The organism is Pseudomonas sp. 8209 (assembly GCF_028682105.1).
GTDB classification, from domain to species: Bacteria; Pseudomonadota; Gammaproteobacteria; order Pseudomonadales; family Pseudomonadaceae; genus Aquipseudomonas; species Aquipseudomonas palmensis.
The window spans coordinates 463,280-488,447 of sequence record NZ_JANIAH010000005.1 but is presented as its reverse complement, the minus strand read 5'-3'; the positions used below and the strand labels follow the sequence as shown (position 1 = coordinate 488,447).

The 25,168-nt window shown below is 58.8% G+C and carries 19 protein-coding genes, 5 tRNA genes and 1 pseudogene; 15 read left to right on the top strand and 10 right to left on the bottom strand.

The features are described 5' to 3' along the window. The 5 genes from clpB to NP552_RS13870 all read left to right on the top strand — a co-directional run bounded on the left by clpB (position 1) and on the right by NP552_RS13870 (position 3,287). Positions 1-2,565, top strand: coding sequence for an ATP-dependent chaperone ClpB (gene clpB, locus NP552_RS13890; RefSeq protein WP_043860320.1), 2,565 nt, complete (start codon positions 1-3; stop codon positions 2,563-2,565). A 302-nt stretch (positions 2,566-2,867) separates the two neighbouring features. Further along, positions 2,868-2,943 (top strand) — tRNA-Asn (locus tag NP552_RS13885). A 10-nt stretch (positions 2,944-2,953) separates the two neighbouring features. After that, positions 2,954-3,030 (top strand) — tRNA-Pro (locus NP552_RS13880). A 5-nt stretch (positions 3,031-3,035) separates the two neighbouring features. Further along, a tRNA-Lys gene (locus tag NP552_RS13875) sits at positions 3,036-3,111 on the top strand. A gap of 99 nt (positions 3,112-3,210) precedes the next feature. Next, a tRNA-Pro gene (locus NP552_RS13870) sits at positions 3,211-3,287 on the top strand. 227 nt (positions 3,288-3,514) lie between these two features. Here the strand turns inward: NP552_RS13870 and NP552_RS13865 are convergent. The 3 genes from NP552_RS13865 to NP552_RS13855 form a co-directional block, all read right to left on the bottom strand. Beyond that, on the bottom strand, positions 3,515-4,810 hold the full coding sequence (locus NP552_RS13865; RefSeq protein WP_043860321.1) for an NAD(P)/FAD-dependent oxidoreductase: 1,296 nt from the start codon (positions 4,808-4,810) through the stop codon (positions 3,515-3,517). A gap of 90 nt (positions 4,811-4,900) precedes the next feature. Then, on the bottom strand, positions 4,901-5,074 hold the full coding sequence (locus tag NP552_RS13860; protein WP_043860322.1) for a DUF3094 family protein: 174 nt from the start codon (positions 5,072-5,074) through the stop codon (positions 4,901-4,903). Between the two features lie 168 nt (positions 5,075-5,242). Continuing rightward, positions 5,243-5,872, bottom strand: coding sequence for a DUF1780 domain-containing protein (locus NP552_RS13855; protein WP_043860323.1), 630 nt, complete (start codon positions 5,870-5,872; stop codon positions 5,243-5,245). 129 nt (positions 5,873-6,001) lie between these two features. Here NP552_RS13855 and NP552_RS13850 point away from each other — a divergent pair, with 129 nt between their 5' ends. Then, positions 6,002-6,691, top strand: coding sequence for an energy-coupling factor ABC transporter permease (locus NP552_RS13850; protein ID WP_254996759.1), 690 nt, complete (start codon positions 6,002-6,004; stop codon positions 6,689-6,691). Here the strand turns inward: NP552_RS13850 and yacG are convergent. From yacG to NP552_RS13830, 4 genes are read right to left on the bottom strand one after another with little or no spacing between them, the layout of a single operon-like run. Then, entirely contained in the window at positions 6,688-6,891 is a 204-nt protein-coding gene (yacG, locus tag NP552_RS13845; RefSeq protein WP_043860325.1) for a DNA gyrase inhibitor YacG, read from the bottom strand. The two genes, NP552_RS13850 and yacG, sit on opposite strands and share 4 nt — an antisense overlap. Further along, positions 6,888-7,511 (bottom strand): dephospho-CoA kinase, encoded by a 624-nt coding sequence (gene coaE / locus NP552_RS13840; protein ID WP_123752881.1) that lies wholly within the window; start codon positions 7,509-7,511, stop codon positions 6,888-6,890. Before coaE ends, yacG begins: the two co-directional genes overlap by 4 nt. Next, entirely contained in the window at positions 7,508-8,377 is an 870-nt protein-coding gene (locus tag NP552_RS13835) for a prepilin peptidase (RefSeq protein ID WP_236176795.1), read from the bottom strand. The genes coaE and NP552_RS13835 overlap by 4 nt, the downstream gene beginning before the upstream one ends. A gap of 2 nt (positions 8,378-8,379) precedes the next feature. Beyond that, the gene (locus NP552_RS13830) at positions 8,380-9,588 is read right to left on the bottom strand and encodes a type II secretion system F family protein (RefSeq protein ID WP_254996752.1); all 1,209 of its coding nucleotides are present in this window, start codon (positions 9,586-9,588) and stop codon (positions 8,380-8,382) included. 228 nt (positions 9,589-9,816) lie between these two features. On the opposite strand from NP552_RS13830, the gene NP552_RS13825 reads away from it, so the two are divergent. From NP552_RS13825 to NP552_RS13815, 3 genes are all read left to right on the top strand, one after another. Beyond that, positions 9,817-10,245, top strand: coding sequence for a pilin (locus NP552_RS13825; RefSeq protein WP_274096829.1), 429 nt, complete (start codon positions 9,817-9,819; stop codon positions 10,243-10,245). 56 nt (positions 10,246-10,301) lie between these two features. Next, a tRNA-Thr gene (locus NP552_RS13820) sits at positions 10,302-10,377 on the top strand. A 126-nt stretch (positions 10,378-10,503) separates the two neighbouring features. After that, positions 10,504-11,400: an FRG domain-containing protein gene (locus NP552_RS13815; protein ID WP_274096828.1), complete on the top strand. Its 897-nt coding sequence runs from the start codon at positions 10,504-10,506 to the stop codon at positions 11,398-11,400. Positions 11,401-11,462: 62 nt separating this feature from the next. On the opposite strand, the pseudogene NP552_RS13810 reads toward NP552_RS13815, so the two are convergent. Further along, positions 11,463-12,129: pseudogene (locus NP552_RS13810) on the bottom strand (transposase). Between the two features lie 140 nt (positions 12,130-12,269). Continuing rightward, a complete protein-coding gene (locus tag NP552_RS13805) occupies positions 12,270-12,977 on the bottom strand; it encodes a hypothetical protein (RefSeq protein ID WP_274096827.1) in 708 nt (235 codons plus the stop codon). A 299-nt stretch (positions 12,978-13,276) separates the two neighbouring features. Here NP552_RS13805 and NP552_RS13800 point away from each other — a divergent pair, with 299 nt between their 5' ends. From NP552_RS13800 to NP552_RS13790, 3 genes are all read left to right on the top strand, one after another. Then, on the top strand, positions 13,277-17,203 hold the full coding sequence (locus NP552_RS13800; protein ID WP_274096826.1) for an NACHT domain-containing protein: 3,927 nt from the start codon (positions 13,277-13,279) through the stop codon (positions 17,201-17,203). A 263-nt stretch (positions 17,204-17,466) separates the two neighbouring features. Then, the gene (locus NP552_RS13795; protein WP_274096825.1) at positions 17,467-21,237 is read left to right on the top strand and encodes a hypothetical protein; all 3,771 of its coding nucleotides are present in this window, start codon (positions 17,467-17,469) and stop codon (positions 21,235-21,237) included. Between the two features lie 530 nt (positions 21,238-21,767). Then, the gene (locus tag NP552_RS13790) at positions 21,768-22,028 is read left to right on the top strand and encodes a hypothetical protein (protein WP_100633453.1); all 261 of its coding nucleotides are present in this window, start codon (positions 21,768-21,770) and stop codon (positions 22,026-22,028) included. Positions 22,029-22,179: 151 nt separating this feature from the next. Here NP552_RS13790 and NP552_RS13785 read toward each other — a convergent pair whose 3' ends face one another. Next, a complete protein-coding gene (locus NP552_RS13785) occupies positions 22,180-22,425 on the bottom strand; it encodes a helix-turn-helix domain-containing protein (protein WP_054914897.1) in 246 nt (81 codons plus the stop codon). Between the two features lie 127 nt (positions 22,426-22,552). Here NP552_RS13785 and NP552_RS13780 point away from each other — a divergent pair, with 127 nt between their 5' ends. The 3 genes from NP552_RS13780 (at position 22,553) to NP552_RS13770 (ending at position 25,137) form a co-directional block, all read left to right on the top strand. After that, positions 22,553-22,765: a hypothetical protein gene (locus NP552_RS13780; protein WP_274096824.1), complete on the top strand. Its 213-nt coding sequence runs from the start codon at positions 22,553-22,555 to the stop codon at positions 22,763-22,765. A 212-nt stretch (positions 22,766-22,977) separates the two neighbouring features. Beyond that, the gene (locus NP552_RS13775) at positions 22,978-24,423 is read left to right on the top strand and encodes a DUF6765 family protein (protein WP_078479485.1); all 1,446 of its coding nucleotides are present in this window, start codon (positions 22,978-22,980) and stop codon (positions 24,421-24,423) included. 144 nt (positions 24,424-24,567) lie between these two features. Then, a complete protein-coding gene (locus tag NP552_RS13770; protein ID WP_043860443.1) occupies positions 24,568-25,137 on the top strand; it encodes a TetR/AcrR family transcriptional regulator in 570 nt (189 codons plus the stop codon). Positions 25,138-25,168 lie beyond the last annotated feature (31 nt).

Genomic DNA, 25,168 nt, shown 5'->3' with positions numbered 1-25,168 from the left:
ATGCGAATAGACCGTTTGACCAGCAAGCTGCAACTGGCGTTATCCGACTCCCAGTCCCTGGCGGTTGGCATGGATCACCCCGCGATCGAGCCTGCGCACCTGTTGCAGGCGCTGATCGACCAGCAGGGTGGTTCGATCAAGCCCCTGTTGATGCAGGTGGGCTTCGACGTCAACAGCCTGCGCAAGGAACTGGGCAAAGAACTCGACCAGTTGCCAAAAATCCAGAACCCTACCGGCGACGTCAACATGTCGCAGGACCTGGCACGCCTGCTCAACCAGGCCGACCGCCTGGCCCAGCAGAAGGGCGACCAGTTCATCTCCAGCGAGCTCGTGCTGCTGGCGGCCATGGACGAGAACAGCAAGCTCGGCAAGTTGCTGCTCGGCCAGGGCGTGAGCAAGAAGGCGCTTGAAAACGCCATCAGCAACCTGCGCGGCGGCGAAGCGGTGAACGACCCCAACGCCGAGGAATCGCGCCAGGCCCTGGACAAGTACACCGTCGACCTGACCAAGCGTGCCGAAGACGGCAAGCTCGACCCGGTGATCGGCCGTGACGACGAGATCCGTCGCACCATCCAGGTGCTGCAACGCCGTACCAAGAACAACCCGGTGCTCATCGGTGAGCCTGGCGTGGGTAAAACTGCCATCGCCGAAGGCCTGGCCCAGCGCATCATCAATGGCGAAGTGCCCGATGGTCTGAAGGGCAAGCGCCTGCTGTCGCTGGACATGGGCGCGCTGATTGCCGGCGCCAAGTTCCGCGGCGAGTTCGAAGAGCGCCTCAAAGGCCTGCTCAACGAGCTGTCCAAGCAGGAAGGCCAGATCATCCTGTTCATCGACGAGCTGCACACCATGGTCGGTGCAGGTAAAGGCGAAGGCTCGATGGATGCCGGCAACATGCTCAAGCCTGCGCTGGCGCGCGGCGAGCTGCACTGCGTCGGTGCCACCACGCTGAACGAGTACCGCCAGTACATCGAGAAGGATGCGGCGCTGGAGCGTCGTTTCCAGAAGGTATTGGTAGAGGAGCCGAGCGAGGAAGACACCATCGCCATCCTGCGTGGCCTCAAGGAGCGTTACGAGGTGCACCACAAGGTGGCGATCACCGACGGTGCGATCATTGCCGCGGCCAAGCTCAGCCATCGCTACATCACCGATCGTCAGTTGCCCGACAAGGCCATTGACCTGATCGACGAGGCGGCCAGCCGCATTCGCATGGAGATCGACTCCAAGCCCGAGGTGCTCGACCGTCTGGAGCGTCGCCTGATTCAACTGAAGGTGGAATCCCAGGCGCTGAAGAAGGAAGACGACGAGGCGGCCCTCAAGCGCCTCGAGAAGCTGACCGAGGAGATCGTGCGGCTGGAGCGTGAGTACTCCGACCTGGAAGAGATCTGGACCTCGGAAAAAGCCGAAGTGCAGGGCTCTGCGCAGATCCAGCAAAAGATCGAGCAGTCCCGTCAGGAGCTGGAAACCGCCCGCCGCAAGGGCGACCTGAGCCGCATGGCCGAGCTGCAGTATGGGGTGATCCCGGACCTGGAGCGCAGCCTGCAGATGGTCGACCAGCATGGCAAGGCCGAAAACCAGTTGCTGCGCAACAAGGTGACCGAGGAAGAGATCGCCGAGGTGGTGTCGAAGTGGACCGGTATCCCGGTATCCAAGATGCTCGAAGGCGAGCGCGAAAAGCTGCTGAAGATGGAAAGCCTGCTGCACCAGCGCGTGATCGGCCAGGAAGAGGCCGTGGTGGCCGTGGCCAACGCGGTGCGTCGTTCGCGGGCCGGGTTGTCCGACCCTAACCGGCCAAGTGGTTCGTTCCTGTTCCTGGGCCCTACCGGTGTGGGTAAAACCGAGCTGTGCAAGGCGTTGGCCGAGTTCCTGTTCGACACCGAAGAGGCCATGGTGCGTATCGACATGTCCGAGTTCATGGAGAAACATTCCGTGGCGCGGCTGATTGGTGCACCGCCAGGCTACGTGGGCTACGAAGAGGGCGGCTACCTGACCGAAGCCGTGCGGCGCAAACCCTATGCGGTAGTGCTGCTGGACGAGGTCGAGAAGGCCCACCCGGACGTGTTCAACGTGTTGCTGCAAGTGCTTGAAGACGGTCGCCTGACCGACAGTCATGGCCGTACCGTGGACTTTCGCAACACGGTGATCGTGATGACCTCCAACCTGGGGTCGGCACAGATCCAGGAACTGGTGGGTGATCGCGAGGCGCAGCGCGCTGCGGTGATGGACGCGGTGGGTTCGCATTTCCGCCCCGAGTTCGTCAACCGTATCGACGAAGTGGTGGTGTTCGAGCCTCTGGGTCGCGACCAGATCGCCGGTATCACCCAGATCCAGCTGTCGCGTCTGCGCAGCCGTCTGGCCGAACGCGAGCTGAGCCTGGAGCTGAGCCCCGAGGCCCTCGACAAGCTGATCGCGGTCGGTTACGACCCGGTGTATGGCGCACGGCCGCTGAAACGGGCGATCCAGCGCTGGATCGAGAACCCGCTGGCGCAACTGATTCTGTCGGGTCAGTTCATGCCGGGCAGCAGCATCACCGCCAAGCTGGAGGGCGAAGAGATCGTCTTTGCCTGAGTTTTCGGCGGGTTACGCTAAGGCCTCGATTTTCGAGGCCTTTTTTCTTTGCATTTTGCTTCGAGTGCTTGTAAAGTGCGCCCCGCTGTATGTCACCCCGCAGGTTTCCGGCAGAAGTGGGAATCTGAAAAAAAGTTGCAAATCAGTGTGTTGAATGCAAATTAAGGGTTGACAAGGGTTTTGAAGATTGTAGAATAGCGCGCCTCAGAGACATGAACGCAGCGATGCACAAGGTCGAAGAGTTCGAAGCGGTAGCGATACAGTTTTCGAAATTGCAGCAAGTTGTACTTGAAATTGATAGTTCCGCGATAGCTCAGTCGGTAGAGCAAATGACTGTTAATCATTGGGTCCCAGGTTCGAGTCCTGGTCGCGGAGCCAAATTTCAAACCGGGGTATAGCGCAGTCCGGTAGCGCGCCTGCTTTGGGAGCAGGATGTCAGGAGTTCGAATCCCCTTACCCCGACCATATTTGGGTCGTTAGCTCAGTTGGTAGAGCAGTTGGCTTTTAACCAATTGGTCGTAGGTTCGAATCCTACACGACCCACCATTTTTGAATCCGGTTCGCTGGGTTTGAATCTTAAAAGGTTGGTACGCCATTAGCGTCCAGCCATTAAAAAAGGCACCTTAATCGGTGTCTTTTTTTTACCGGGGTATAGCGCAGTCCGGTAGCGCGCCTGCTTTGGGAGCAGGATGTCAGGAGTTCGAATCCCCTTACCCCGACCATCTTCAGAAAAAGGGCACCTTGCAAAAGGTGCCCTTTTTCGTTTGCGCGGGGTTTAGCGCGTGTGCAGCCAGCTGGCGGTACTGCCTATGCCCAGTACCTCCTGCAGGGGGCTGTAGTGCGCGCATCCGCGCCTCGTCGAAATACAGCTCGCTCCGGGTCAACCGCACGCCAGTGGCCTGGCGCCCATCCGGCCCCGGCAGGGCGCCGGGGCGGACGGGGGTAGCCGTCAGTGCAGCTTGAGGCGGGGTTCGGTACCGCGGCCGATACGGCTGCCGAGCATCAGCATCAGCGTGCGGAAGGTGCCATACAGCGCCATCTGGTGCATGCGGTACAGCGACACATAGAACATCCGCGCCAGCCAGCCTTCGAGCATCACACTGCCGGTGAGGTTGCCCATCAGGTTGCCCACTGCCGAGAAGCGCGACAGCGAAACCAGCGAGCCGTAGTCGCGGTACGCGTAGGTGGGCAAAGCCTTGCCCTCCAGGCGCGCCTTGAGCCCTTTGGCCAGCAGCGAGGCCTGCTGGTGGGCGGCCTGGGCGCGCGGCGGCACATTGCGGTCGCTGCCCGGCTGCGGGCAGGCGGCGCAGTCGCCGAACGCGAAGATGTCATCGTCCAGGGTGGTCTGCAGGGTAGGGCGCACCACCAGTTGGTTGATGCGGTTGGTTTCCAGCCCGTCGATGTCTTTGAGAAACGCCGGTGCGCGGATACCGGCCGCCCACACCTTGAGGCTGGCGTGGATCACCTCGCCGTTGGCGGTCTTGAGCGAGTCTGCGGTGACCTCGCTCACCGACGCGTTGGTCAGCACCGTCACGCCGAGTTTTTCCAGGGTTTTGTGCACCGGCACGCTGATGCGCTCGGGCAGCGCCGGCAACACCCGTGGGCCGGCCTCGATCAGGGTGATCTGCATGTCCTTGGGCTGGATGCGGTCCAGGCCATAGGCTGCCAGTTCGTGGGCGGCATGGTGCAGCTCGGCCGCCAGCTCCACGCCGGTGGCACCGGCACCCACGATCGCCACGCTGATCTTCTCGCTGGCAAGGTCGCCGGCGTGGGCGCGCAGGTAGTGGTTGAGCAACTGCTGGTGGAAGCGCTCGGCCTGCTTGCGGGTGTCGAGGAACAGGCAATGCTGCGCCGCACCCAGGGTGCCGAAGTCGTTGGTGTTGCTGCCTACCGCGATCACCAGCGTGTCATACGCCAGGGTGCGCGCCGGCAGCAGCTCGCGGCCATCCTCGTCGAGGGTGGCGGCCAGCTGGATCTGCTTGCTCGAACGCTCCAGGCCGCTCATGCGCCCCAGCTGGAACTGGAAGTGGTTCCACTTGGCCTGGGCCACGTAGTTGAGCTCGTCTTCGGAGGAATTGAGCGAACCGGCCGCCACTTCGTGCAGCAGCGGCTTCCAGATGTGGGTCAGGTTGGCGTCGACCAGGGTAATCGCGGCAGTGCCGCGCTTGCCCAGGGTCTTACCCAGGCGGGTCGCCAGTTCCAGGCCGCCGGCGCCGCCGCCGACAATCACGATACGGTGAGTCATGGGGATATCTCATAAGGTTTGCGGAATTCTGGGTTGGGTCCTGAGTGGCCGGCCGCGCAGGGCGGGCGGTTTGGGCGAGCGCAAGGCAGCTCATAGCACCAGGTGGCTCAGGAGGCGGCTCAACAGGCCAAGGCTGATCGTCACGCCCACCACCAGAGCAAGGAGCAGCCATGGCCTGAAAGGCTTGCGCTCGACTTGGTGTTGGGGGGCACGCAGGTATTCATCGACTCGTCGCTGGTCTTCGGGGTTCAGGCGGCTGGTCATGGAGGCCTCGTCAGGTAGACGCATGTGACTGTGGGAACGCTACAGTGTTCACTGTAGTCCGTCGCCAAAGGCTTACCTGGGGGATCGAAGCGCTCGTGACAGCGAATGATTGCGCTTTGTATCACCCGCGCCGCATTTATGCCATCCCGCTTTGGCAGGGGGCGGCGATCACAGGCTGATCCCCACGTCGAAGACGATGCTGCGCCCCAGGTTGGCGCGCAGAAAATCCGGCGCATCGGGGTGGGCGAACAGCACCCGGGCGAAGGTCGGGCCCACCAGCGACAGCGAGCGCCAGCCCTGGCGCAGGTATTCGGTAGGCGGCGGGAAGTGGCTGTTGAGGTCGAGCACTTCGCGCTTGAGGCTGGCGAAGGCAATGATGTCCAGTTCGCCCAGGTCCAGGTTGCGTTCGCGGTAGTTGTGCGACTTCTTGCGCAGGGTGGGGGCCAGGCGCTGCAGCAGCTCCTGCGCACTGATGCGTCGCGGCCGGGCCTCGCGCCTTACCAGCTGCGCAAGGGAGAACGCGCTGCGCCGGCGCTGCAACTCTTCGCGCCATTCGTCGTTGAGCCGGCGCCCTTCGTCGAGCACGAAGAACACCTCGAAGGCGGCATCGCGAAACAGCACGTCGGGTGGTTCCTGACCGGCGGCGGTGAAGTCCTCGCTGCGATAAGGGATGTTCAGGCCTTGCAGCAGGCGCTGGCATACCCAACGCTCGCGCTCCCATTTGCGGGCATTGGACAGGAACGCATTGGCTTGTTCGGCCTGAATGGTTAGCAGGCGCAGGTAGTCTGAGTCATCCATGGGCACAAGCTTAGCGCCCAAATCATGACAACGCTGCATTCCAGGCCCGGTGGATGGCGGCAACAGGCCGTGGAACGGTGTGTAGAATGAACAATCGTCGGGCGCAATGCACACAAGGGGCAGACAGCCGTGATTGGCGCACAAGTGTTATCGGAACAAAGCCTGCTGCTGGGCTGGCTGTGCTACGTGCCGCTGCTGCTGTGGGCGGTGTGGCGCGCGCCGTGGGTCGAGCTGTTCACCGACCGGCGGCGCCAGCACCTGCTGTTCGGCACCATCTTCGCGCTGTTCGCGTTATGGCTGGTACGTCGCGACTTCGACACCGGCGTGTCGTACCACTTCATCGGCATGACCGCCGTGACCCTGCTGCTGGACTGGCCGCTGGCAATCGTCGGTGGCCTGGTGGCGCAGGTGGGGCTGGTGGCGCTGGGGCGTCAGGACCTGGCGGCGATGGGCGTCAACGGCTTGCTGCTGATTGGCCTGCCGGTGCTGGTGACGGAGGGGGTGGCCATACTGGTGGAGCGTGCACAGCCGAAAAACCTGTTCGTGTACATCTTCTGTTCGGGATTTTTCGCCGCCGCGCTGGCGACCTTGCTGTGCCTGCTGGCCAGCCTTGGCTGGCTGTGGCTGGACGGTATCTTCGTGATGCCCGAATGGCTGTCGGACTTCATCGGCTACCTGTGGCTGATCATCTTCCCCGAGGCCTTCATCAACGGCATGGTAATCAGTGCGCTGGTGGTGTTCTGCCCCGAGTGGCTGGAAACCTTCAACCGGACCCGCTACCTGCAGGCCCCGTGGAAGGACGACGAACCGCGCAGTTAGTGTTCGCGCGGGTTGAAGTCGCCGGAGAACAGCTCGTCTTCGGCATCCGGTGCCACCGGAATCTTGTGCTCTTCAGCGGCCCAGGCACCCAGGTCGATCAGCTTGCAGCGGTCGGAGCAGAATGGCCGGTAGGTATTTGTGGCACTCCATTCAACAGGGGCGCCACAGGTCGGGCAGTCTACGGTCAGGGGTTGGCTCATGGTTGGCCTCCACGCAAAGTCAGGTAAAAGTGATGCAGGCGGTCGACCTCCGAATGCAGCCAGGCCAGGTCGCGGTCGTTGACGATCACGTCGTGGGCATGGCGCAGGCGCTCTTCGCGGCTGGTCTGCGCCTTGAGAATGGCCTGCACCTGTTCGGGGCTGGTCTGGTCGCGCTGCAGTGTACGTTCGATCTGCAAGGCCTGCGGCGCGTCGATCACCAGCAGGCGCTGGGTGCGCTGATACTGGCCCGACTCCACCATCAGCGGTGAAACGAACACCGCATAGGGCGACTCGGCCTTGGCCAGGTAGCTGAAGATCTCCTGGCCGATCAGCGGGTGCAGCAGGGCTTCCACCCAGCGGCGTTGCGCCGGGTCGCTGAAGATCAGCTGGCGCAGGGCGGCGCGGTCCAGTTGCCCGTCGCTTTGCAGCACGCCGGGGCCGAAATGCTCCACCAGGCTGGCCAGCGCCGGGCGCCCGGGCTCGACCACCCAGCGTGCGGCCTGGTCGGCATCCACCAGGTGCACGCCCAGCTCGATGAAGCGTTGCGCCGCGGCGCTCTTGCCACTGCCGATGCCACCGGTGAGGCCGAGAATCCAGGGTGTGAAGGCGGGTGTGGTCATTGCAGTCCGGCAAATTGCAGATAGGAAGTGGTCATTTGACCACCCCAGAGCAGCGCGATCCAGCCCGCAATGGCCAGATAGGGCCCAAACGGAATCGGCGTGCTCGCCTGCTGGTTGCGCAGGCGCAGCAGTACCAGGCCCAGCAGCGCGCCCACCAACGAGGCCAGCAGCAGCGTCAGCGGCAGGATCTGCCAGCCGCCCCAGGCGCCGAGCATGGCCAGCAGCTTGAAATCGCCATAGCCCATGCCCTCCTTGCCGGTGACCAGCTTGAACAGCCAGTACACCGTCCACAGGCTCAGGTAGCCGGCCACGGCGCCCCACAGCGCCTGGTCCAGCGGCACGAACACCTCGAAGGCATTGAGTATCAGGCCCAGCCACAGTAGCGGCAGCACCAGCACATCGGGCAGCAACTGGTGCTCGATATCGATCAGGCTCATCGCCAGCAGGCCCCAGCTCAACAGCATGAACGCCGCCGCGCTGGCGCTGAAGCCGAAATGCCAGGCCGCGAACAGGCCAAGCCCTGCGCAGGCCAGCTCCACCAGCGGGTAGCGCGGGCTGATCGGTGCCTTGCACGCCGAACAGCGCCCGCGCAGGCACAGGTAACTCAGCACCGGTATGTTCTCCCACGCGCGGATGCGGTGCTGGCAGTGCGGGCAGTGGGAGTGGGGCAGCATCAGGTCGAAACGTGGCTCGGCCGGGCTGGGCAGCTCCAGCACTTCACGGGCCTCGCTGCGCCATTGGCGCTCCAGCATCATCGGCAGGCGATGCACCAGCACATTGATGAAGCTGCCCACAATCAGGCCAAGCAACAGGGCGACGCATTGGTAGGCCAGCGGCTGGCGGGCCAGGGTTTCGAACAGGTCCATAGTCAGATCACATCGCCCAGCTGGAAGATCGGCAGGTACATGGCGACCACCAGGCTGCCCACCACCAGCCCGAGAATCAGCACGATCATCGGCTCCAGCAGGCTGGCCAGGTTGTCGAGCCATTCGTCGACGGCCGTTTCGTGGTGGCTGGCGATCCGGTCGAGCATATCGTCGAGCGTGCCGGATGTCTCGCCAATGGCGCACATCTGTACCGCCAGGCACGGGAACAGCGGCTCGTTGCGCATCGCCGCGCTCATCGACAGGCCGTTGCCGATGGCCTGGCGCAGGCGCAGCACGGCCTGCTCGTACAGCGTATTGCCGCACGCGGCGGCCACCGGCCCCAGGGCTTCGGTGAGCGGTACGCCGGCACTGAACGACGTCGCCAGGGTACGCGCAAAACGAGCCAGCGCCGCATGCTGCATCACCGGCCCCAGAACCGGCATGCGTAGCGCCTGGCGCAACATCCATAAACGCACCGCCTGCTGACGCTCGAAGGCGCGGCGCAGGGCAAATCCCGTGGCCAGCATTACCCCAAGCACCCACAGCAGATACTGCCCCAGCCAGTCGGCCAGGTTGATGACACCCTGGGTGAAGGCCGGCAACGGCGCGCCGAAGCCTGCAAACATGGCCTGAAACTGCGGTACCACCTTGAGCAACAGCAGCGCCGCCACCCCCAACCCCACCAGCAGCACCAGCGCGGGGTAGACCATGGCCTTCTTCAGCCGGGCCCGTAGCGCCTGGCGTTTTTCCTGCAGTGTTGCCAACTGGTCGAGCAGGCTGTCCAGGCAGCCGGTTTGCTCACCCACGGCCACCAGGTTGCAATACAGGCTGTCGAACTGGCGCGGGTGCCTGCGCAGCGCATCGGCCAGGCCGCAGCCGGCGGCGATATCGTTTTTGAGGGTGCCCAGCAGGCGGCGCAGCGGTGGGTTGTTGATGCCTTCGGCGATCATGCCCAGCCCTTGCAGCAGCGGCACGCCGGCCTTGAACAACGTTGCCAACTGGCGGCTGAAGCGGGTGATGTCCTGGGCGCCGAGCGAAGCGGGCAATTGCAGGGTAGTACGGCGTGCCGCGTTCACCTGGGTTGGGCGAATGCCGCGACCGCGCAGCAGCGCCTTCACCAGCGCACTGTTCTGCCCGCTGCTGTGCCCACTCACGTGGGTGCCGGTGCGGTCGATGCCTTGCCAGGCATAGGTTTTTGTCTTGTGGTTCATCGCTACCTCCATGCAGCGGTGGACAGTCACAAACCCTGTAACAGCTTCAGGGTGATAGGCCCGGGCAATCCCGCCCGGTGGCCACTAGAGTAGTCGAGCGCGGTGCTGGGTTAAGCACCCGCAGGGTGACAAAAGGTGTCTGTTCGGGCCTACTGGCGCGCTGGTCTGCGGCGGTGTCCGTGGCGGTGTCCGTGGCGGGATTTGTGAGTTTTTGCGAGGGGAGTGCCCATGAAGGGACAGCGCGGTATTACATTGATCGAGTTGATGATCGTGGTGGCGATCATCGGCATTCTGGCGACCATTGCCATGCCCATGTACACCAACCACCAGGCGCGGGCCAAGGCCACCGCGGCGCTGGCTGAGGTGTCGGCATTGAAGACGGCCTTCGAAGTGCAGATCAACCAGGGCAAGGACGTGGCCGATGTCGTCGCCCTTGGCGGCCAGCCGACCACGGCCAACTGCACCTTGAGTGCGCGGGGCGTGGCGGCGACTGGTGTGGGCACTCTTGCATGCGTGCTGGTGGATGCGCCGGCGCCGGTGGCGGGCAAGCACCTGACCTGGGCCCGTTCGGCCACGGGCTGGGCGTGCAGCACAGATATCGAGGCCGACCTGGCCCCGGCCGGGTGCACCGCGGTGCAGGCGAGTGGTGGGCAATAGCTGTTGATAAACAGTGATTTGCGAAAGCGTGGCGGCAATGGTAGCGTTGTCGCCACGCCGGTGTAGCTCAGTCGGTAGAGCAGCGCACTCGTAACGCGAAGGTCGCAGGTTCGATTCCTGTCTCCGGCACCAGTAAATTCAAGGGTTACAGGCGTTTTCCTGTGATCAATATGTCGCTCGTGACAGCAGGGTGACAGCAAAAAGCCCCGCATACCTCATTGGATGCGGGGCTTTTTCGTGTAATCGGATATACCTCAAATGGCAAAGCACGATAGGTTCACTGAGCACTTCTATCAGACCGCTGAGGAGCTCTGGCAAGCGCTTTCACCCACACATGAATTCAAAAAGGGTCATGAGGACTTTGTGTACCGAGGGCAGGCTGATGCCAGGTGGGGATTGCTTCCAACCATCTTACGCCCGCGCAACGTGCCGCCGATTGTGTCGTACACAGAGATGGTTGACGCCTCAGACATGGTTTTTTACGAGCTAGCGATTCTCCAACGATTCGCTAAGCACTGTGATGATGTGGGTATTCCCATCCCCAACGATTCCCAGTCCTTCAGAAAGACCATCCTAGACACCCAAACCGCAGACCGTTTCTACAAAGATCCTTCGCTATGGCCTAATCCTGAGATTTTAGATTTCATGGCCATGGCGCAGCATCACGGGGTGCCGACACGATTGCTTGATTGGACGACTAGATCATTCACTGCTGCCTATTTTGCGGCCAGCAGTGCCATCGCTCGTTTCAGTGAGTGGGGGGCAGACGATAGGCTGGTTATCTGGGCTATGGATCGTGTAGGGATCAATCTGCATAGCCGGATTGTGCTTCATCATGCTCCCGGAGCAGTCAGCAGGCACCTCGCCGCTCAAGGCGGGCTTTTCACGGTTCATCCTCACACATGCGTGGAGGGTGGAAGCTTCGTCATTGAGGGCCTGGAAACACTGCTGGAGGACATTGATAGCACACCGTTCCTCAAGCTCACATTACCGGTGTATGAAGCAGCGCGCCTGCTTCATCTCTGCTCTCGCGCTGGATTCAATGCCGCCACTATCTATCCAACGGCAGACGGAGCGGGCCGTGCGGTTCTGGATGACATGAATACTGAAGGGGCGCGGACAAGATGGAACATCGATTCCATTAGAGTTCGCTAGGAAGTGATGTCTCGGATTCGCATGACGGTGGTGGTTGAGCAGTTTGAATCGCCCCGGATTCTCTAGACACCTTGCAAGCTCATTGCGTAACGCTTTTCAAACTCTACCGGTGACAGCTGATTGTTGAAACCATGGCGGCGTTTTACGTTGTAGAACATCTCGATGTAATCGAACACATCACTCCGAGCATCTTCCCGCGTGGTGTAGATTTTTCGCTTGATCCGTTCCCGTTTCAGAAGCTGGAAAAAACTCTCGGCCACGGCGTTGTCATGACAGTTGCCTCGGCGACTCATGCTGGCAACCAAATTGTTTGCCTTCAAAAAGCTGCGCCAATCGGAGCTGCTGTACTGGCTGCCTTGATCGGAATGAACCATTACCTCTTGACTTTCAGCGTCAGGCAAAGCCATCGAATCGAATAGTCGCCCGCGCGCTGCTTGATAAAGGCGTACTTCAGCCGCACTCCTTGGCAAAGTACGCGGCGGCCTTTTTTAAGATGTCTCGCTCTTCAGTGACGCGCTTGAGTTCAGCTCGCAGACGACGCAGTTCAGCGTGCTGATCGTCGTCTTGCTGCCGTTCTGCTTGAGGTTTGCTGTAGCGCTTTATCCAGGCATAGAGGCTATGCGTCGACACGCCAAGACGCGCCGCCACATCAGCGACAGGCAGCTTCTTTTCGGTCACTTGATTGACCGCTTGGATTTTGAATTCTTCGGGATAACGTGGGTTGCTCATTGCACCTCCTGATTGGCCTCAGTTTAAGGCAAAGAGGTGTCTACCAAACCCGGGACGATTCAGCTGCCCTCCAGGAAGGGCGGCTATGGGTCGATAGCTGTCTCTCACAGCTCCGCCCCTGAGCTAACGAGCACTCATGGTTACGCAAAGGCGGACTCAAAATCACTGAGCGCCTGGTTTACCTTGTATCGAAGCATCAGCGATGCAGAAAGTTTCACCATCGCTTCGAACAAGACATGCCCTGATTCGATCTCACATTGCCCAACGCAACGCCCGCCATACTCACCAGGCTCGTACGCGTAGACTGTGTAGAAAACCCTGGCAGACTTACGGTTCAATCCCGCAGTAATATGTGTGACGGTCCCAGCCATCACAGTTGAGTCAGGATGTGAAAACTCCAAGACGTCGTCAAACGGAATAAACATAGCCGAAGCGGACATCACAAAGAGACTCGCGATATCTAATGCTTCTTCAACTTTTCCAAGCTCAGGCGTTGCGTACTCATGCTCAAGAATATTTCTCATATCGACGACTTTGCGCAACAAGCTTGGTGCCATTAGCCCGAGCGCCCTGACACGTTCGATTTTTTTGGGCACGTTCCATCTAAGTGGCTGGTAGCCAAAAGAGATCAACAACTGATCGAGCTGGCTGACAATGGCACGTTTCGCATTGGTCGTTGCGTTGACAAGAGCCGCCAAGCCGCCCCGTTCAAAATCGTCCTCCGCCAATGATAGGAACTCGGCCGGTGGAGTCTTCAAGTCAGCCATTCCAAAACTGCCACCGCCCAACGCAATCTCACACTTGCTCATATCAAATTTATGAGCGACACAAAACTCTTTGATATCCATCTCACTCCAGCCTATTGCTAGGTAAAAGAAACAGTCTATCAGCGCCGACGTACGTTTAACTCAGTCGACGGTAGCCGACAATGAGAAAGCGCGCGCCATGCGAAACCCAGGTGGCAAGCGCCTTCGGAGGTGCCCGCAATGCTGCGCCGGCAGCTATCAGCTAAGGGCGGTCGTGCGCGATACTGAGGCTGCTCAGTGGAGAATTTTAGATTTCATCAGGATAGTATCTGGCTAGCTAGGCAGGCTCCAAGTGAGGCTTCGGTAAGACGTGAGTGAATGCGCATTTGTTGGTGCACGAGATGATTGAGCGGACGCTATGGTGTGAAACCGAAAATGGCCGAACCAAACTGCCTCAGGGCGAGTTGCGAAAACGGGCCGAACCATTGCTCATTCTCGGTGAAGCGGGCATGGGAAAGTCGTATCTGCTTGAATGGTTTGCAAATGCTCCAGGCCATGCACGCTGCACCGCTCGTCAACTGATCAATCGTCATGACCCGAGAACACTACTAGGTGACGCCACGACTCTGGTGATTGATGGGCTTGATGAAGTGAGCGCCCAAAAAGAGGGCGATGCAGTGGACCTAGTGCTACGCCAGCTCGGACGACTAGGCTGCCCTCACTTCGTTCTATCGTGCCGTGTCGCGGACTGGCGTAGCGCCACTGGGCTAGAGGCTATTCGCGAGCAATATCCAGAGGAGCCGCTGGAGCTGCATCTTGAGCCCTTTGATGATACTGACGCAGCAACCTTTCTAAGTGCCTCGCTCGGGACCAAGATCGCCGAGACGGTGGTCGAACATTTCAACATTCGCGGTCTCAACGGACTACTTGGCAATCCGCAGACTCTCGAACTCATCTCCCGGGTCGCCGGTTCGGGAAATCTGCCTGAGACACGTAGTGAGCTCTTCAGCCGAGCAGTTGAGGTACTGCGGGTCGAGCACCGGGATGCAAAGGCCTACGGTCAGCTCGCACGAGAAGTAGGGCTTGACGCTGCGGGTGCTGCATTTGCTGGCTTGATCCTTACTGGCAGTGAAGCCATCGTCCGAACCTCCGCAGCCAACTCCGCTGAAGGCGAGTTGCACCTCGCCGATATTTCCTGTCTCCCTCAGGGAGCATCCATAGGGGACATGCTTGGCACACGGTTGTTCAGAGCCGATGGTGCTGATCGCTTTGGATATCTACATCGCCGTGTCGGTGAATATTTGGGGGCTCGATGGCTTGCGAAGCAGGCTGATACCCCGGCTAAACGCAGGCGCCTCTTATCAATGTTCCACAGTCATGGTCTCGTGCCGGCAAGTCTACGTGGCATTCATGCGTGGCTCGCTCATGATCCGGCACTTGCTCACGCGGTGATCGCCGCTGATCCAATGGGCGTGATCGAGTACGGTGATACAGACGATTTAACGGTTGAGCAAGCTCGCTCACTAATAGGGGCACTAGAGCTACTGGCAACGGACAGTCCTCGTTTTCGCGATTGGGGACCCTATTCTGTGCGTGGAATCATACAGCCCGAGCTAATCGAAGAAATACGGCGACTGATTACCGTACCGGAAACACCGTTCGCTCTACGCCTTCTTGTGCTCGAAGAGGTCAAAGGAAACAAGATTTCTTCAGCGTTAGCAGATGATTTGCGGAGGATCGTTCTCGACCCACAGGCGATTTTTGCGAGCCGGAGAGCCGCAGGTGGGGCGCTTTCTGAGCTAGATGGTGAAGAAGATTGGTCGACTATTCTCTCCACATTACACAGTTATGACGATGAGCTCTCGATTCGACTGGCAATCGAGCTGATCGAGGACATTGGTTACGAGCTGATCCACGATAACCTTGTAGTCGACCTTGTAGTTGCTCATGCCCGAAATGACGGTCGCACGATTGGCGTGTTATCAGGCCTAAAGAGGCATCTTCCTGATCTTAGGATTGAAGGTATCCTTGACCGTTTAGCCATGGTGGCAAAGACGCTTGGTAATCGGTACGAACGCCCCGGAAATTACGCCCTAACCGATTTCGCATATCACCTGATCGCACGTGCCGTGGCGGTGGGTGGCGTCACGGCCGAAAAAATTTGGTCTTGGCTAGAACCGTTTGATGCCAGCGTCGGATCCCAGCGCGAATCTCGTCAGCAACTAGATGCCCTCATCCGGGGCGATGTTTGTTTTCGCCAGGCCATACAGCGCTACGTACTGTTCGAACGGCCTAGTGATCAAAGTCCTTGGCAGCTGGCCTGGGAATTGAACCGGCGGTCCTCCGGTTTTGCGGCGACCACCGCTGACGTCGTTGCGTTACTTGAGGTGCTTGATCCTTCAGATCACAGCGATGAACGTTGGCGCGATTTGGTTCAGCTCACTCCGCACGACGATGAAATAGGTGCCGAGGTTCGTGCAGCCGCAAGGCCATTCGCTGCACACTGTCCTGACCTATTGAACTGGATCGAAAGGCTTGCCAAGCCGGTTATACCCGAATGGAAGATCGAGCAAGCTGAAAGCGAACGTATCCGTCAAGAAAAGCAAGCTGCCGCGCACTCCCAGCACCGAAAGATATATGCGACTTGTATCGATCAAATGGGTGTAGGCGACTTCGGAACAATCATCGATCCGGCCAAAGCCTATCTCAATCTGTTTAATGATGTCGGAGACGATGTGCCTGCCCACGAGCGCGTTGGTCAATGGCTTGGCGACGATATCGGGGATGTTGCGCATGTGGGGTTCGAAGCATTTATGGTGCTTGAACCAGCCACGCCCTCAGCGCACGAGATTGCGGAAAGCGTTGCACAAGGTCAGTACTACGAAGCTGGCTACATTATCGTTGCTGCGCTCGCCGAGCGCTTTCGGAAAGGCGTAGGGTTCGATGATCTTTCTGATGAGCGCCTGATGGCGGGGCTGTTTGTACTGCGCCGAACTTGCATCGACGACCACGCAGGGATTGTCGGTCTCAGAGAGGCGATCGAGGCCGCTATCCAGGCTCGCGGCGGTTGGGGGGATGCAATGCGGCTCTACCATGAACCTCAGCTTCAAGCGCGCTGTGAATCAGTAGACGGCCTCTATGCACTTGTGCGAGATGAACGTCATGCAGAACTTGCTGCTGAGCTTGCTGCCGAATGGCTAAAGCGCTTCCCAGATCTTCCGGTCGGACCGGAAGCAGAGTTGATCAATCGGCTTATCCGCTCGGGACGATTCGAGGTATTACGGCGCGTTGCCGTTGGTCGCGTAAAGCTGACTGACGATGAGCGTAGGCGCAACTGGGATACGATTGGCCTTGTCGTCGATTTTGAGCAGACGGCTGCGCGGCTGAGTGTTTCCCAGATTGAATCAGAGCTGCTCTGGCATTTGCGTGATTCCACAGGTGGACATTCTGACGACGGTTCCTATGTTGCTCTGGAGCCAGCGCAGCTTGAATGGATCATCACTACATTCCGCCCGCGTTGGCCAATGGTTAATCGTCCAAGCGGGACTACTGGGGGCAATACTAATCCCTGGGATGCGAGTAATCATCTGATCCATCTAATCCGTCGTCTAGGCAATGATACCAGCGAAGATGCAATCGCTGCGTTGATGCGCTTGAGGAGCGCGCCAACCGACGGTTACACCGAGTCGATGAAGATTGTTGTCGCAGAGCAAGCACGCATCCGTGTCGAATCATCTTATGCTCCTCCTGCGCTTGAAACGATCAATGCGATTACACGTAATCTTCTTCCTGTATCCGCCGCTGATCTGCAGGCGTTGGTGCTCGAAGAACTTTCGATCGCCCAAGCGAAGGTCAAGAGCGACGATGCCGAATCATGGCGTGGCTTCTATGATGACAACGGTACGCCGTTCGCGGAGGAACGCTGTCGTGATCATCTTCTTGGGCTGCTTCGCCAAGGATCGAAAGAGATCACGTTTGATCCTGAGGCGCATGTCGCTGCAGACAAGGAAGTCGATATTGCCTGTTCAGCGGGTGCACTTAGAATACCGATCGAAGTGAAGGGGCAGTGGCACCCAGAACTCTGGAGAGGTGCAGACATGCAGCTTGATGCACTCTACACCCGAGATTGGCGAGCAGAGGGTCGTGGCATCTATCTCGTCCTCTGGTTTGGCGATCAGAATCTGCCGAACAAGTGCCTTAAAAAACCAGGGCGAGGTACGGAGCCACCTCAAACAGCGAATGAGTTGCGGGAGATGCTCATTACCGGAAGCAAATCAGTACGTGAGGGACGTTTGATTGTTTTTGTGCTTGATCTAGTGCGCTCTTAGCCGAAAGTCAGCAAGATGGCGGGAGTTAGGACAACCGTTGCCTGATGTGCCGAATGTTGAACGCCCTAGATATGGGTAGACGGAGCCGAATCACAGTGTGAATACCGCTGGGTGAAGACCTATACGACATCATATTCCTGGCGCCCCCTGTTCCATAACTTGCACTGCCGGGGGTAATGTCTTCACGAAATGTCGTCTTCTAGTCGCCGCTTGGAGCGAATGCTCGACGAATTGTTTTTGGCCATCGGAAAGGGAGGTTTGGTTTGGCGACAAGAGCTGGCTCTCATGCGGGACGTGGGTTCCGCTATCAGGATGCGGTTGCGGCAAGCCTTGCTGTGGAAAACTTCTTCGGCCAGCTTGGTTACGGCAGTGTCGTCCCTGAAGGGGGTGACGATCTTGAGGCCCGGACGGCCAGCGCTAGAACACTCGTGCAGGTCAAGTCACGACGCGACCACATGGGGCCGTTTTCAGCTCGTTCAGTGGCGGGCTTCGTCACGAAAATGTGGGAAGGAGAAGGGCTTCCTGGCGACCAATTTCTGCTGGTGCTCGAAAGTAACATTGGCGAACGTCGTACTGCCATCCGCCAGTTGCAGGACCTTTCCGCCTATCCGACCGTCGTAGCCCAGCTGAAGGGACGCAAGGGGCTGGCTGGCCTCATTGCGCGAACCAAGGTGCTTGTGCTGCCTGACCCTCGCGGAAGCGCTTTAGCCCAGATTTCGGCTAGGCAGGCCTGCACGGCCTTCGAAGCCGAGATGTACTTCGCGGACCTCTTGGGCGTGGTGGGGCATCTTTCTGATGTAAATGGTACTCGGCCGGAGAGCGCCTATCTTGGGCTTGCAGTATCTGATGTTCAGCAGCGGTTCGATGCGCTACAGCCGCTTTTGACCTCAGCACTAGTCGAGGCAGCGCTAACTGAGGGCTTGTGTTCAGCTGTGGACTTCCTGACTCCTGATGAGGATCCGCAGTTCTACCTGGGTGTCGATGCGCAGGCATCACATGTAGCCGCAGGACTTGTTGTGGAACGCCCTGAGCTCCGTGCAGCCGTTCTCCAAGGACTGGAAAACCGCAGAAACGCGCTCATTCACGGTGCTTCCGGCTCAGGAAAGTCAGCAGTTCTTTGGGAAGCCGCGTATGCCAGTCGCCACGTAGTGCGTTGGTTTCAGATTCATCGTCTGCCGCCGACAGCAGTTGCGTCACTTGTCCAGCTTGCGCGCTCCAGACGAGCGACTGCAGATGCGCCCGTCGGCTTCATCATCGATGACGTGGGCCGAGGTTTCTCGGAGGGTTGGACCGCGTTGACTGCGGAGGTAAATCGCGCTCCCGGGCTGCTGCTTTTGGCATCTGTGCGAGAGGAGGATCGCTATCCGCTGGTAGATAACCGTCGCGCTTCCCAAGTCAAGGTTCAGGGTGACGACACTCTTGCTGAACGAGTGTGGCGAGAGTTGAGGGATAGAGGGCAAACCGCTTGGCAAGGATGGCGAGAACCTTGGGCGCTGGCGGCTGGTCACCTACTTGAGTACACCCACGTGCTTACCCAGGGGCATCGATTGAGCGAGACGCTGCACGCGCAGATTGCTGCGCGGATTAACGACGTCACTCGACACGACGAACTGGATGTCTTGAGGATGGTGGCTTGCGTGAACGCCACGGGTTGCGGTGCCGATGTATCAGAATTGCCTCGCGTCTTGTCCAAATCAGCGACCACGGTCTCGCTAGCGTTGACCAGACTCAAGGATGAGCACCTGGTTCAAGACACACATGACGGCAGGATCGTGGGGCTGCATGAGTTGAGATCTGCAGAGCTACTTCGTCTGTCTCACGAGTTCGCGCTGCCTTTGTTGTCGACTACGGTCGCAACTGCAGTTTGGCTGGTGCCGGCATCCGAGATGTCTCGGTTCCTTGAGCGCACGCTTTCTAGGCATGAGGGATGCGATGACGAGGTAATTGAAGGCCTGGCACTTAGATTGGAGGCAGCACCGACAACGGCGCTTCTCAGCGCGATTCTGATAGGGCTGGATCACACGAACGCGCATCGGGTGATCGAACGATGGCTCCAGACCGCCGAAGCACTAGCAATGGCGAAGTCGTTGCTGGGAACGCCTGCTGGACTTGCGATTGGCGACGTCGAGCCACCAGATATCGGTCCGATAGTCTCGGTATCTCGACGCTTTACTGAAATCAGGACTGAGGTCATCGCTTCAGGTTTGACCGCTCTCTTTTTGGCTCGGTTAGCTCCAAGCGATTTGCGCCGCACGCTCCAGGCGGCGAGCAGCATGGGGGACTTGACTCGGCTCATGGCTTCGCTACTCGGCCAAGTCATCCCGGCTTCGCACTTGAGGGAGTTGGCCAAACTTTCCCCTCCGCTGGTCGACACGGACTTTCAAGCCATAGTTTCGCTACTAAGAGTTACAGCAAGGGTCGACAGGGCGCTGGCGATCAGTTGGGTCGATGCAGTAGGGCAAGAGGTGTTGTTCCAGCGCTTCTCCGACCATGTCGCATGGGCTGAGGCGCCGCGTCTGAGCCCATGCGAGGAAGGTAAAGAGGTTCGCTCAGACTTCTGGTATGTAGCAACCTCCGTGCAAACCGACCTTAATCACGAGGTGTATCAGACTTGTGAGACCTTGCTGGCGCTGACACCTGCAGCAGATATTGTCTCCAGCAACGCGCTTGGAGCTGACGGGAGCATCGTCCGGTCCACAATTGGAGGCTACCCGCTTGCTTGCAAACGCATGCCCAGGGCGAACGTTCCCGCGCCCGAACAGGTTGCCCGAAATCGTGCGTGGCTGGCCATTCTCAACGCCGAATTAGCTGCTAATAGTTACACCGCATATCTAGCGCAATGCCTGGATCTGCTCAATTTGCTCGTCCCGAACCTCAGAGCCCTGCTTGACGGGCAGTTCAGAGGGAAGACTGATACGAAGGCACTCAGCGTTTTGGGGCGCGTATACGACGTTGCTATCAGCTTGGTGGCGCCGCAGGAGGAGCAGCCAACTGCTAAGGTTCAGAGCCTGTCGAGGCTGCCATCGATCCTGTCCAGTTGCTCCACGGACCTCGTCCGGAGGTTTCTTGCGCTGCCGCAGGGTGCTCCGGCCTACATGGGGTGGCTTGCAAACCTAAAGGAAAGCATCACGATTGCGGCGTCCGAGGAGTCATGGGATGTGTTGTCAATCGAGGCTCCGAAAGAGTTGGATGAGCTACGACGCCTCGTGGAAATGTTTCAGACCATGGCCGGTGAGTCTGAGAAAAGAGGGATTCATCCGTTCCTCACCCACCGCTGCCAGACGGCCCCAAAGGGAAGTGCGCTTGGCAAAGCTGCACTTGCCGCGCGCCGATATCGCGAGGCCGAGTTCAATAACTTGGAAGGTAGACTAAGGGCCGAGTTGACCGCAATAAGCCCTGGCATCGGCGTTCATCTGCTGCCTGAGGCTACCATCCCCGGGGTGTGGCCGCCTGCGGATGTGTTGGTCACGTTGCCTGTGAACACCGATGGAACAGGCGTGGATCTAGAGAGTGTCTGGGCAGTCTGGCGCGCTCTCGTTGATGACGGGCGCAAGATTTGCGTCCTGCCGGTCATGAACAAGCTCGGATTGACGAATCTCGCTACATCTGGCTTCGACAGTCTGTTCCCGGTCCTACCAAATGAACTGGCGCAACCCTGGTGTACCGCCGCAGGACTCCAGTCAGCTCCGCTAGATTCGCTTAACGTATTTACTCGTCTCACCAACCCATTGGCAGAGCTCCAAGGCATTGATGCGTATTGGTGCAGCAAGGGAACCAGAATGCCCGAGGAGGAACGCATTTATAGGGCGATCTTTGAGACTCTCGACGAAGCGAGGGAGGCCTGGAGCAACTTGGCGCTCACGGATGACATCAAGGGGGCTGGCCTGCAACTCGTGGATGCCGCTCTTCAAGGTGAACTCTCGATTGCGAATGCCGCTGCAAGGCTGCTGCACGGCGAGCGGACCCAGACTATCGAAGCCATCGAGTCATTCGTCCTAGGACTTACGGTGTTCGACTGTCAGCGCAGTGCATAAGCTCGGCAATGACAACTATGATGAACGCCCTCGGGCTGAAGGTGGGTGCTCGGCGGAGCACTTTGAATTCCTTCCAGACTGGTCTGCCGCAAGGCAGGACTTTTTCACGATGGTTCGCCACCAGGAAATAGGCTGAGGATAATTTTAGAGATAATGAGTCATACACTGAAGAACAAAATCCATTGAATTCAGCCTCTTCCGCGTTGATACGATTCCTGTCTCCGCATCAGATATCAGATGTCCAGGAATCCAAGACTGTCTACTAACACCTAACAAAGCCCGCCTGGTGCGGCTTTTTTTTCTATCTTCCTCATTCCCTCTTAAGGAATAGGACGTTGCGGCCAAAATGCCTTACTCGGACTAGCGAGGGCTCGTCAGCTTGGCCAAGCAGGCTCCTGGCCCGGCCATAGGCCGCTCCGATGTCAACGTCTAGCTAGGTCGCGGTGTTGGCTCGGAGCCGGCGTTTTGACAAGTTGCTCACCACGAACTTCACTCCAGTGATCGCACATTCGAAAGGCAGAGGGGGCAGCATGGTTTGGGAACTCAGGCATGACCCAGACGAATACATCTCGATTATTGCTGAAGTCTTTTACGATCCTGCCCGCCGCAAGAATGGCGTCCGTCCTGCGAGTGGCGAACCCTTCCCACAGAACATGAAGATCGAGTGCGCGCGGAAGATCAGGGACTACCCGGTCGGCACGAAGGTGAAACTGCGAGTCGTGGAAACCACCAAGGAGGACAGTCGCCCGTTCCTCTACAGCAGCTACAAATGGAAGCATGAGCTTGTGTAGGTATCCTGTCGGCGTGTCGCTGGCGTCGATATTACCAGCCAATGTCGGGCGAGGGTGGTGGAGTAAACCCCTTCAGGATGGCGTTGTTACGCTAGGAATGGCTTTCGGAGTCGTATTACAAAAACACCACTACATCGATCAGTGGCTAACTCTAAAGACTCGCATCAACTAATAGCTCAGAAGGCTTGCACCCCACCGCAACTGCAATCCGCAAGATGTTCAGGAACGTGACGTTCCTTTCCCCTCGCTCGATTTTCCCCATATGCGAACGGTCCACGCCTGCCGCGTCGGCCAGCGCTTCCTGGGACAGCGCAAGCGCCAGGCGTCGAGCCCGGATCGCTGCGCCGAGCTTTTTCAGACTGCCATCGGTATCGAGGGTTGCGGAGATTCTTGCCATGGAAAGAATCGTCCCGTTATGATGCCTATATGACCACGGTATTTACGGCCCATTCGCGCATTGCCTGGTGGCCTATACCGAGCTTCTTCCCCCTCCCTATCCAGCAAGCTGTGAAGCAGGTATCCCCATGACCGACCAAGAACGCTTGTCCACCATCCAACGCTACGCCTGGACCCTCGAACTACTCGGTGAAGCGCTCGTCCAGCATGACGAGGTGCTGGAGTGCGAACACAACCCGCAGCTGAGCTTTCGCAACACGGCGGGTATTCATCAGGCCATTCGGATCATCAGCCAGTTGGCCAGTGAGCAGTGTGGAAAGTTGCTCAAGTCTGACGACTGATTATTGAGCGCAGACTGGCTCCATTGGCCATGAATTTAAATAGAACCGCTCTATATCGCCATGCCTATCAAACCGCACTTTCCCAACGTTAATACACGAAATAAAAATAACAATTATCATTGACTAATGGCCATTTGACACTATTTAAAGCTGTGCCTATAAACCCTTGCGGTCTTTTTTTGTTAAACAAAAACTGTTTAGGGGAAAGCGGCATGGATCAGGATTTTCACTTCTACGGTACTTACCACTCAGCACTGTGTGGCGGCTTCAACAAGGACGATGCAACCCTTATTGCCAAGGCAGCCAACTTCATCGACTTCTTCAGCGAGAGCACCTATGCCTCTTACTGGAGCCTGGTCAGCGACACCCAAAAATCTGCCAAGTACAACGTCGTCGCCAAGATGGACAACCCTCGCTACACCTACCAGGGCGGGCTGCTGGGCACGATGGGGGAGCCTGAAGATGGCCTGTGGTGCTCGTACCACTTCATCCCCGGCAACTACAACGACCCGGCCGGCACGCCCAGCCGAGAAGAAACCCATGGCGCCGAAGTGGCCAACTACCTGCCCAAGTTCATCAAGCGCGACACCTTCGGCGGCGAGCAGATACTGAGAAAGTACAACGCCAGCAAGGTGAAGGATCTGCAATACGGCAAGATGCTCAACCGGCCGCAAAGCGCACTCTCGCGCAGGCTTGTTCAAGATGCCGTGCTCTGCGCCACCGATGACGACCGGCTGGAGAAGATCATCAGCCTGGCCATCGGCGGGGCAGAGGTGCTGAAGGACAACCGTGCAGACGTGCTGCGCAGGTTCAGGCTGATCCTGCTGGGGGTCAGGGCGCATGTGATCGCCGACACCTGGGCCCACCAGGACCACTGCGGCCTCGACAACGTGATGAACACCTACTGGGATGCGGACTACGACCCGGACTCCTGGGAATGGTCCAAGATGGGCTACGGCCCACAGGCCATCTACTACATGGACGGCTCGTCGAAAAACTGGAACAGGAAAGTCCTGAAGTCATCCGACACTAAGGGCGTGCCGTTCGCGAACCCCAACTTCGAAGCGGCCCCCAGCGGTACCAGTTATCTGGGCCACGGCTGGCTCGGGCACTTCCCCGACTACAGTTTCGCCAAGTTCAGGTACAAGCCTTGCTGGTCCAACCCCAAGCAGATGGTCGAGCGCGATAACCCCAAGGAATATGAATCCGCCTGGCTCGAGTTGACCAGTTTGTTTTGCCAGGTAAAAACAGGCAGGAAGTTGCAGTTGGATGACCGCATCAAAGACGAAATGAGCAAAGCCCGCCAGGCCATCGAGGCCCCCTGCGACCTTACCAAGGGCACCTCGGGAAGAAAGAGTTCGGAGCTCGCCTGGAAGCGCATTCTTACCGAAAAGCCAAGTTCGGAAATCAATGTGGACCTGGAGCCCGATACCCATGCGGTTCTGGATGGCATGGTCCAGATCAGTACCGAGATCCATCGCTTCGGCACCAACTACGTGAATATCCAAAGCGATCTGTACCTGTTCCAGATTGCCGCCGACTATCACTTCCAGTTCGTGAAGCACTACGTCCAGACCAACGATATCTATCACTTCACAAGCTCGTGGTCGCGGCAGCGGAGTACGTTGTCGGACGCCATCGTGAACCTGTTCGAGTAGCGCCGGATAACGGCTATCAACCCCCCGGCGCGATGCCGGGGGGCTTGCCGTTCGGCACCGTCGCGCCATCCACCCCTTGCATTCGCCCAAGGGTCAGGAATATAGTTGACTGATTACTCAGTCTTCTTAAGCGAACCTCCCTCCATGGCACGTCCCCTCAGCCCCGAAAAACGTGAAGCCTTGCTGTTGTCGGCGATGCAGGCAGTCGCCGAGCTGGGCGTGATGGCCAGCACGTCGAGCATCGCGCGGCGCGCCGGGGTTGCCGACGGCACCTTGTTCACCTACTTCAGCAGCAAGGAGGTGCTGTTCCAGGAGCTCTACCTGCACCTCAAGCAAAGCCTGGTGACGGCCATGATGTCGGACTTCCCGGCCCAGGCCGACTACCGCCAGCGCATGGAGTACATCTTCAATCGCTATGTCAGCTGGGGCCTGAACAATGCCCTGGAGCGCGTGGTGCTGGCACGGCTGTCGGCGTCGGGGCAGGTAACCGCAGACACCCGCGCACTGGGCGCGCAGCCGTTCCAGGCCGTGTCCAGGACGATGGAGGGCGGGGTAGAGGACGGCGTGCTGATCGATGCCCCGATCAGCTTCATTTCTTCCGTGATCGAGAGTATCGCCACCACCACCATCGAACACATCGAGAAGTCCCCGGAGGAGGCCGACAGCCACCGCCAGCTGGGCTTCCATATGCTGTGGCGCGCCATTACGGCGTAAAAGCCTTGCCTTTTAACTGAGTGATTAATCA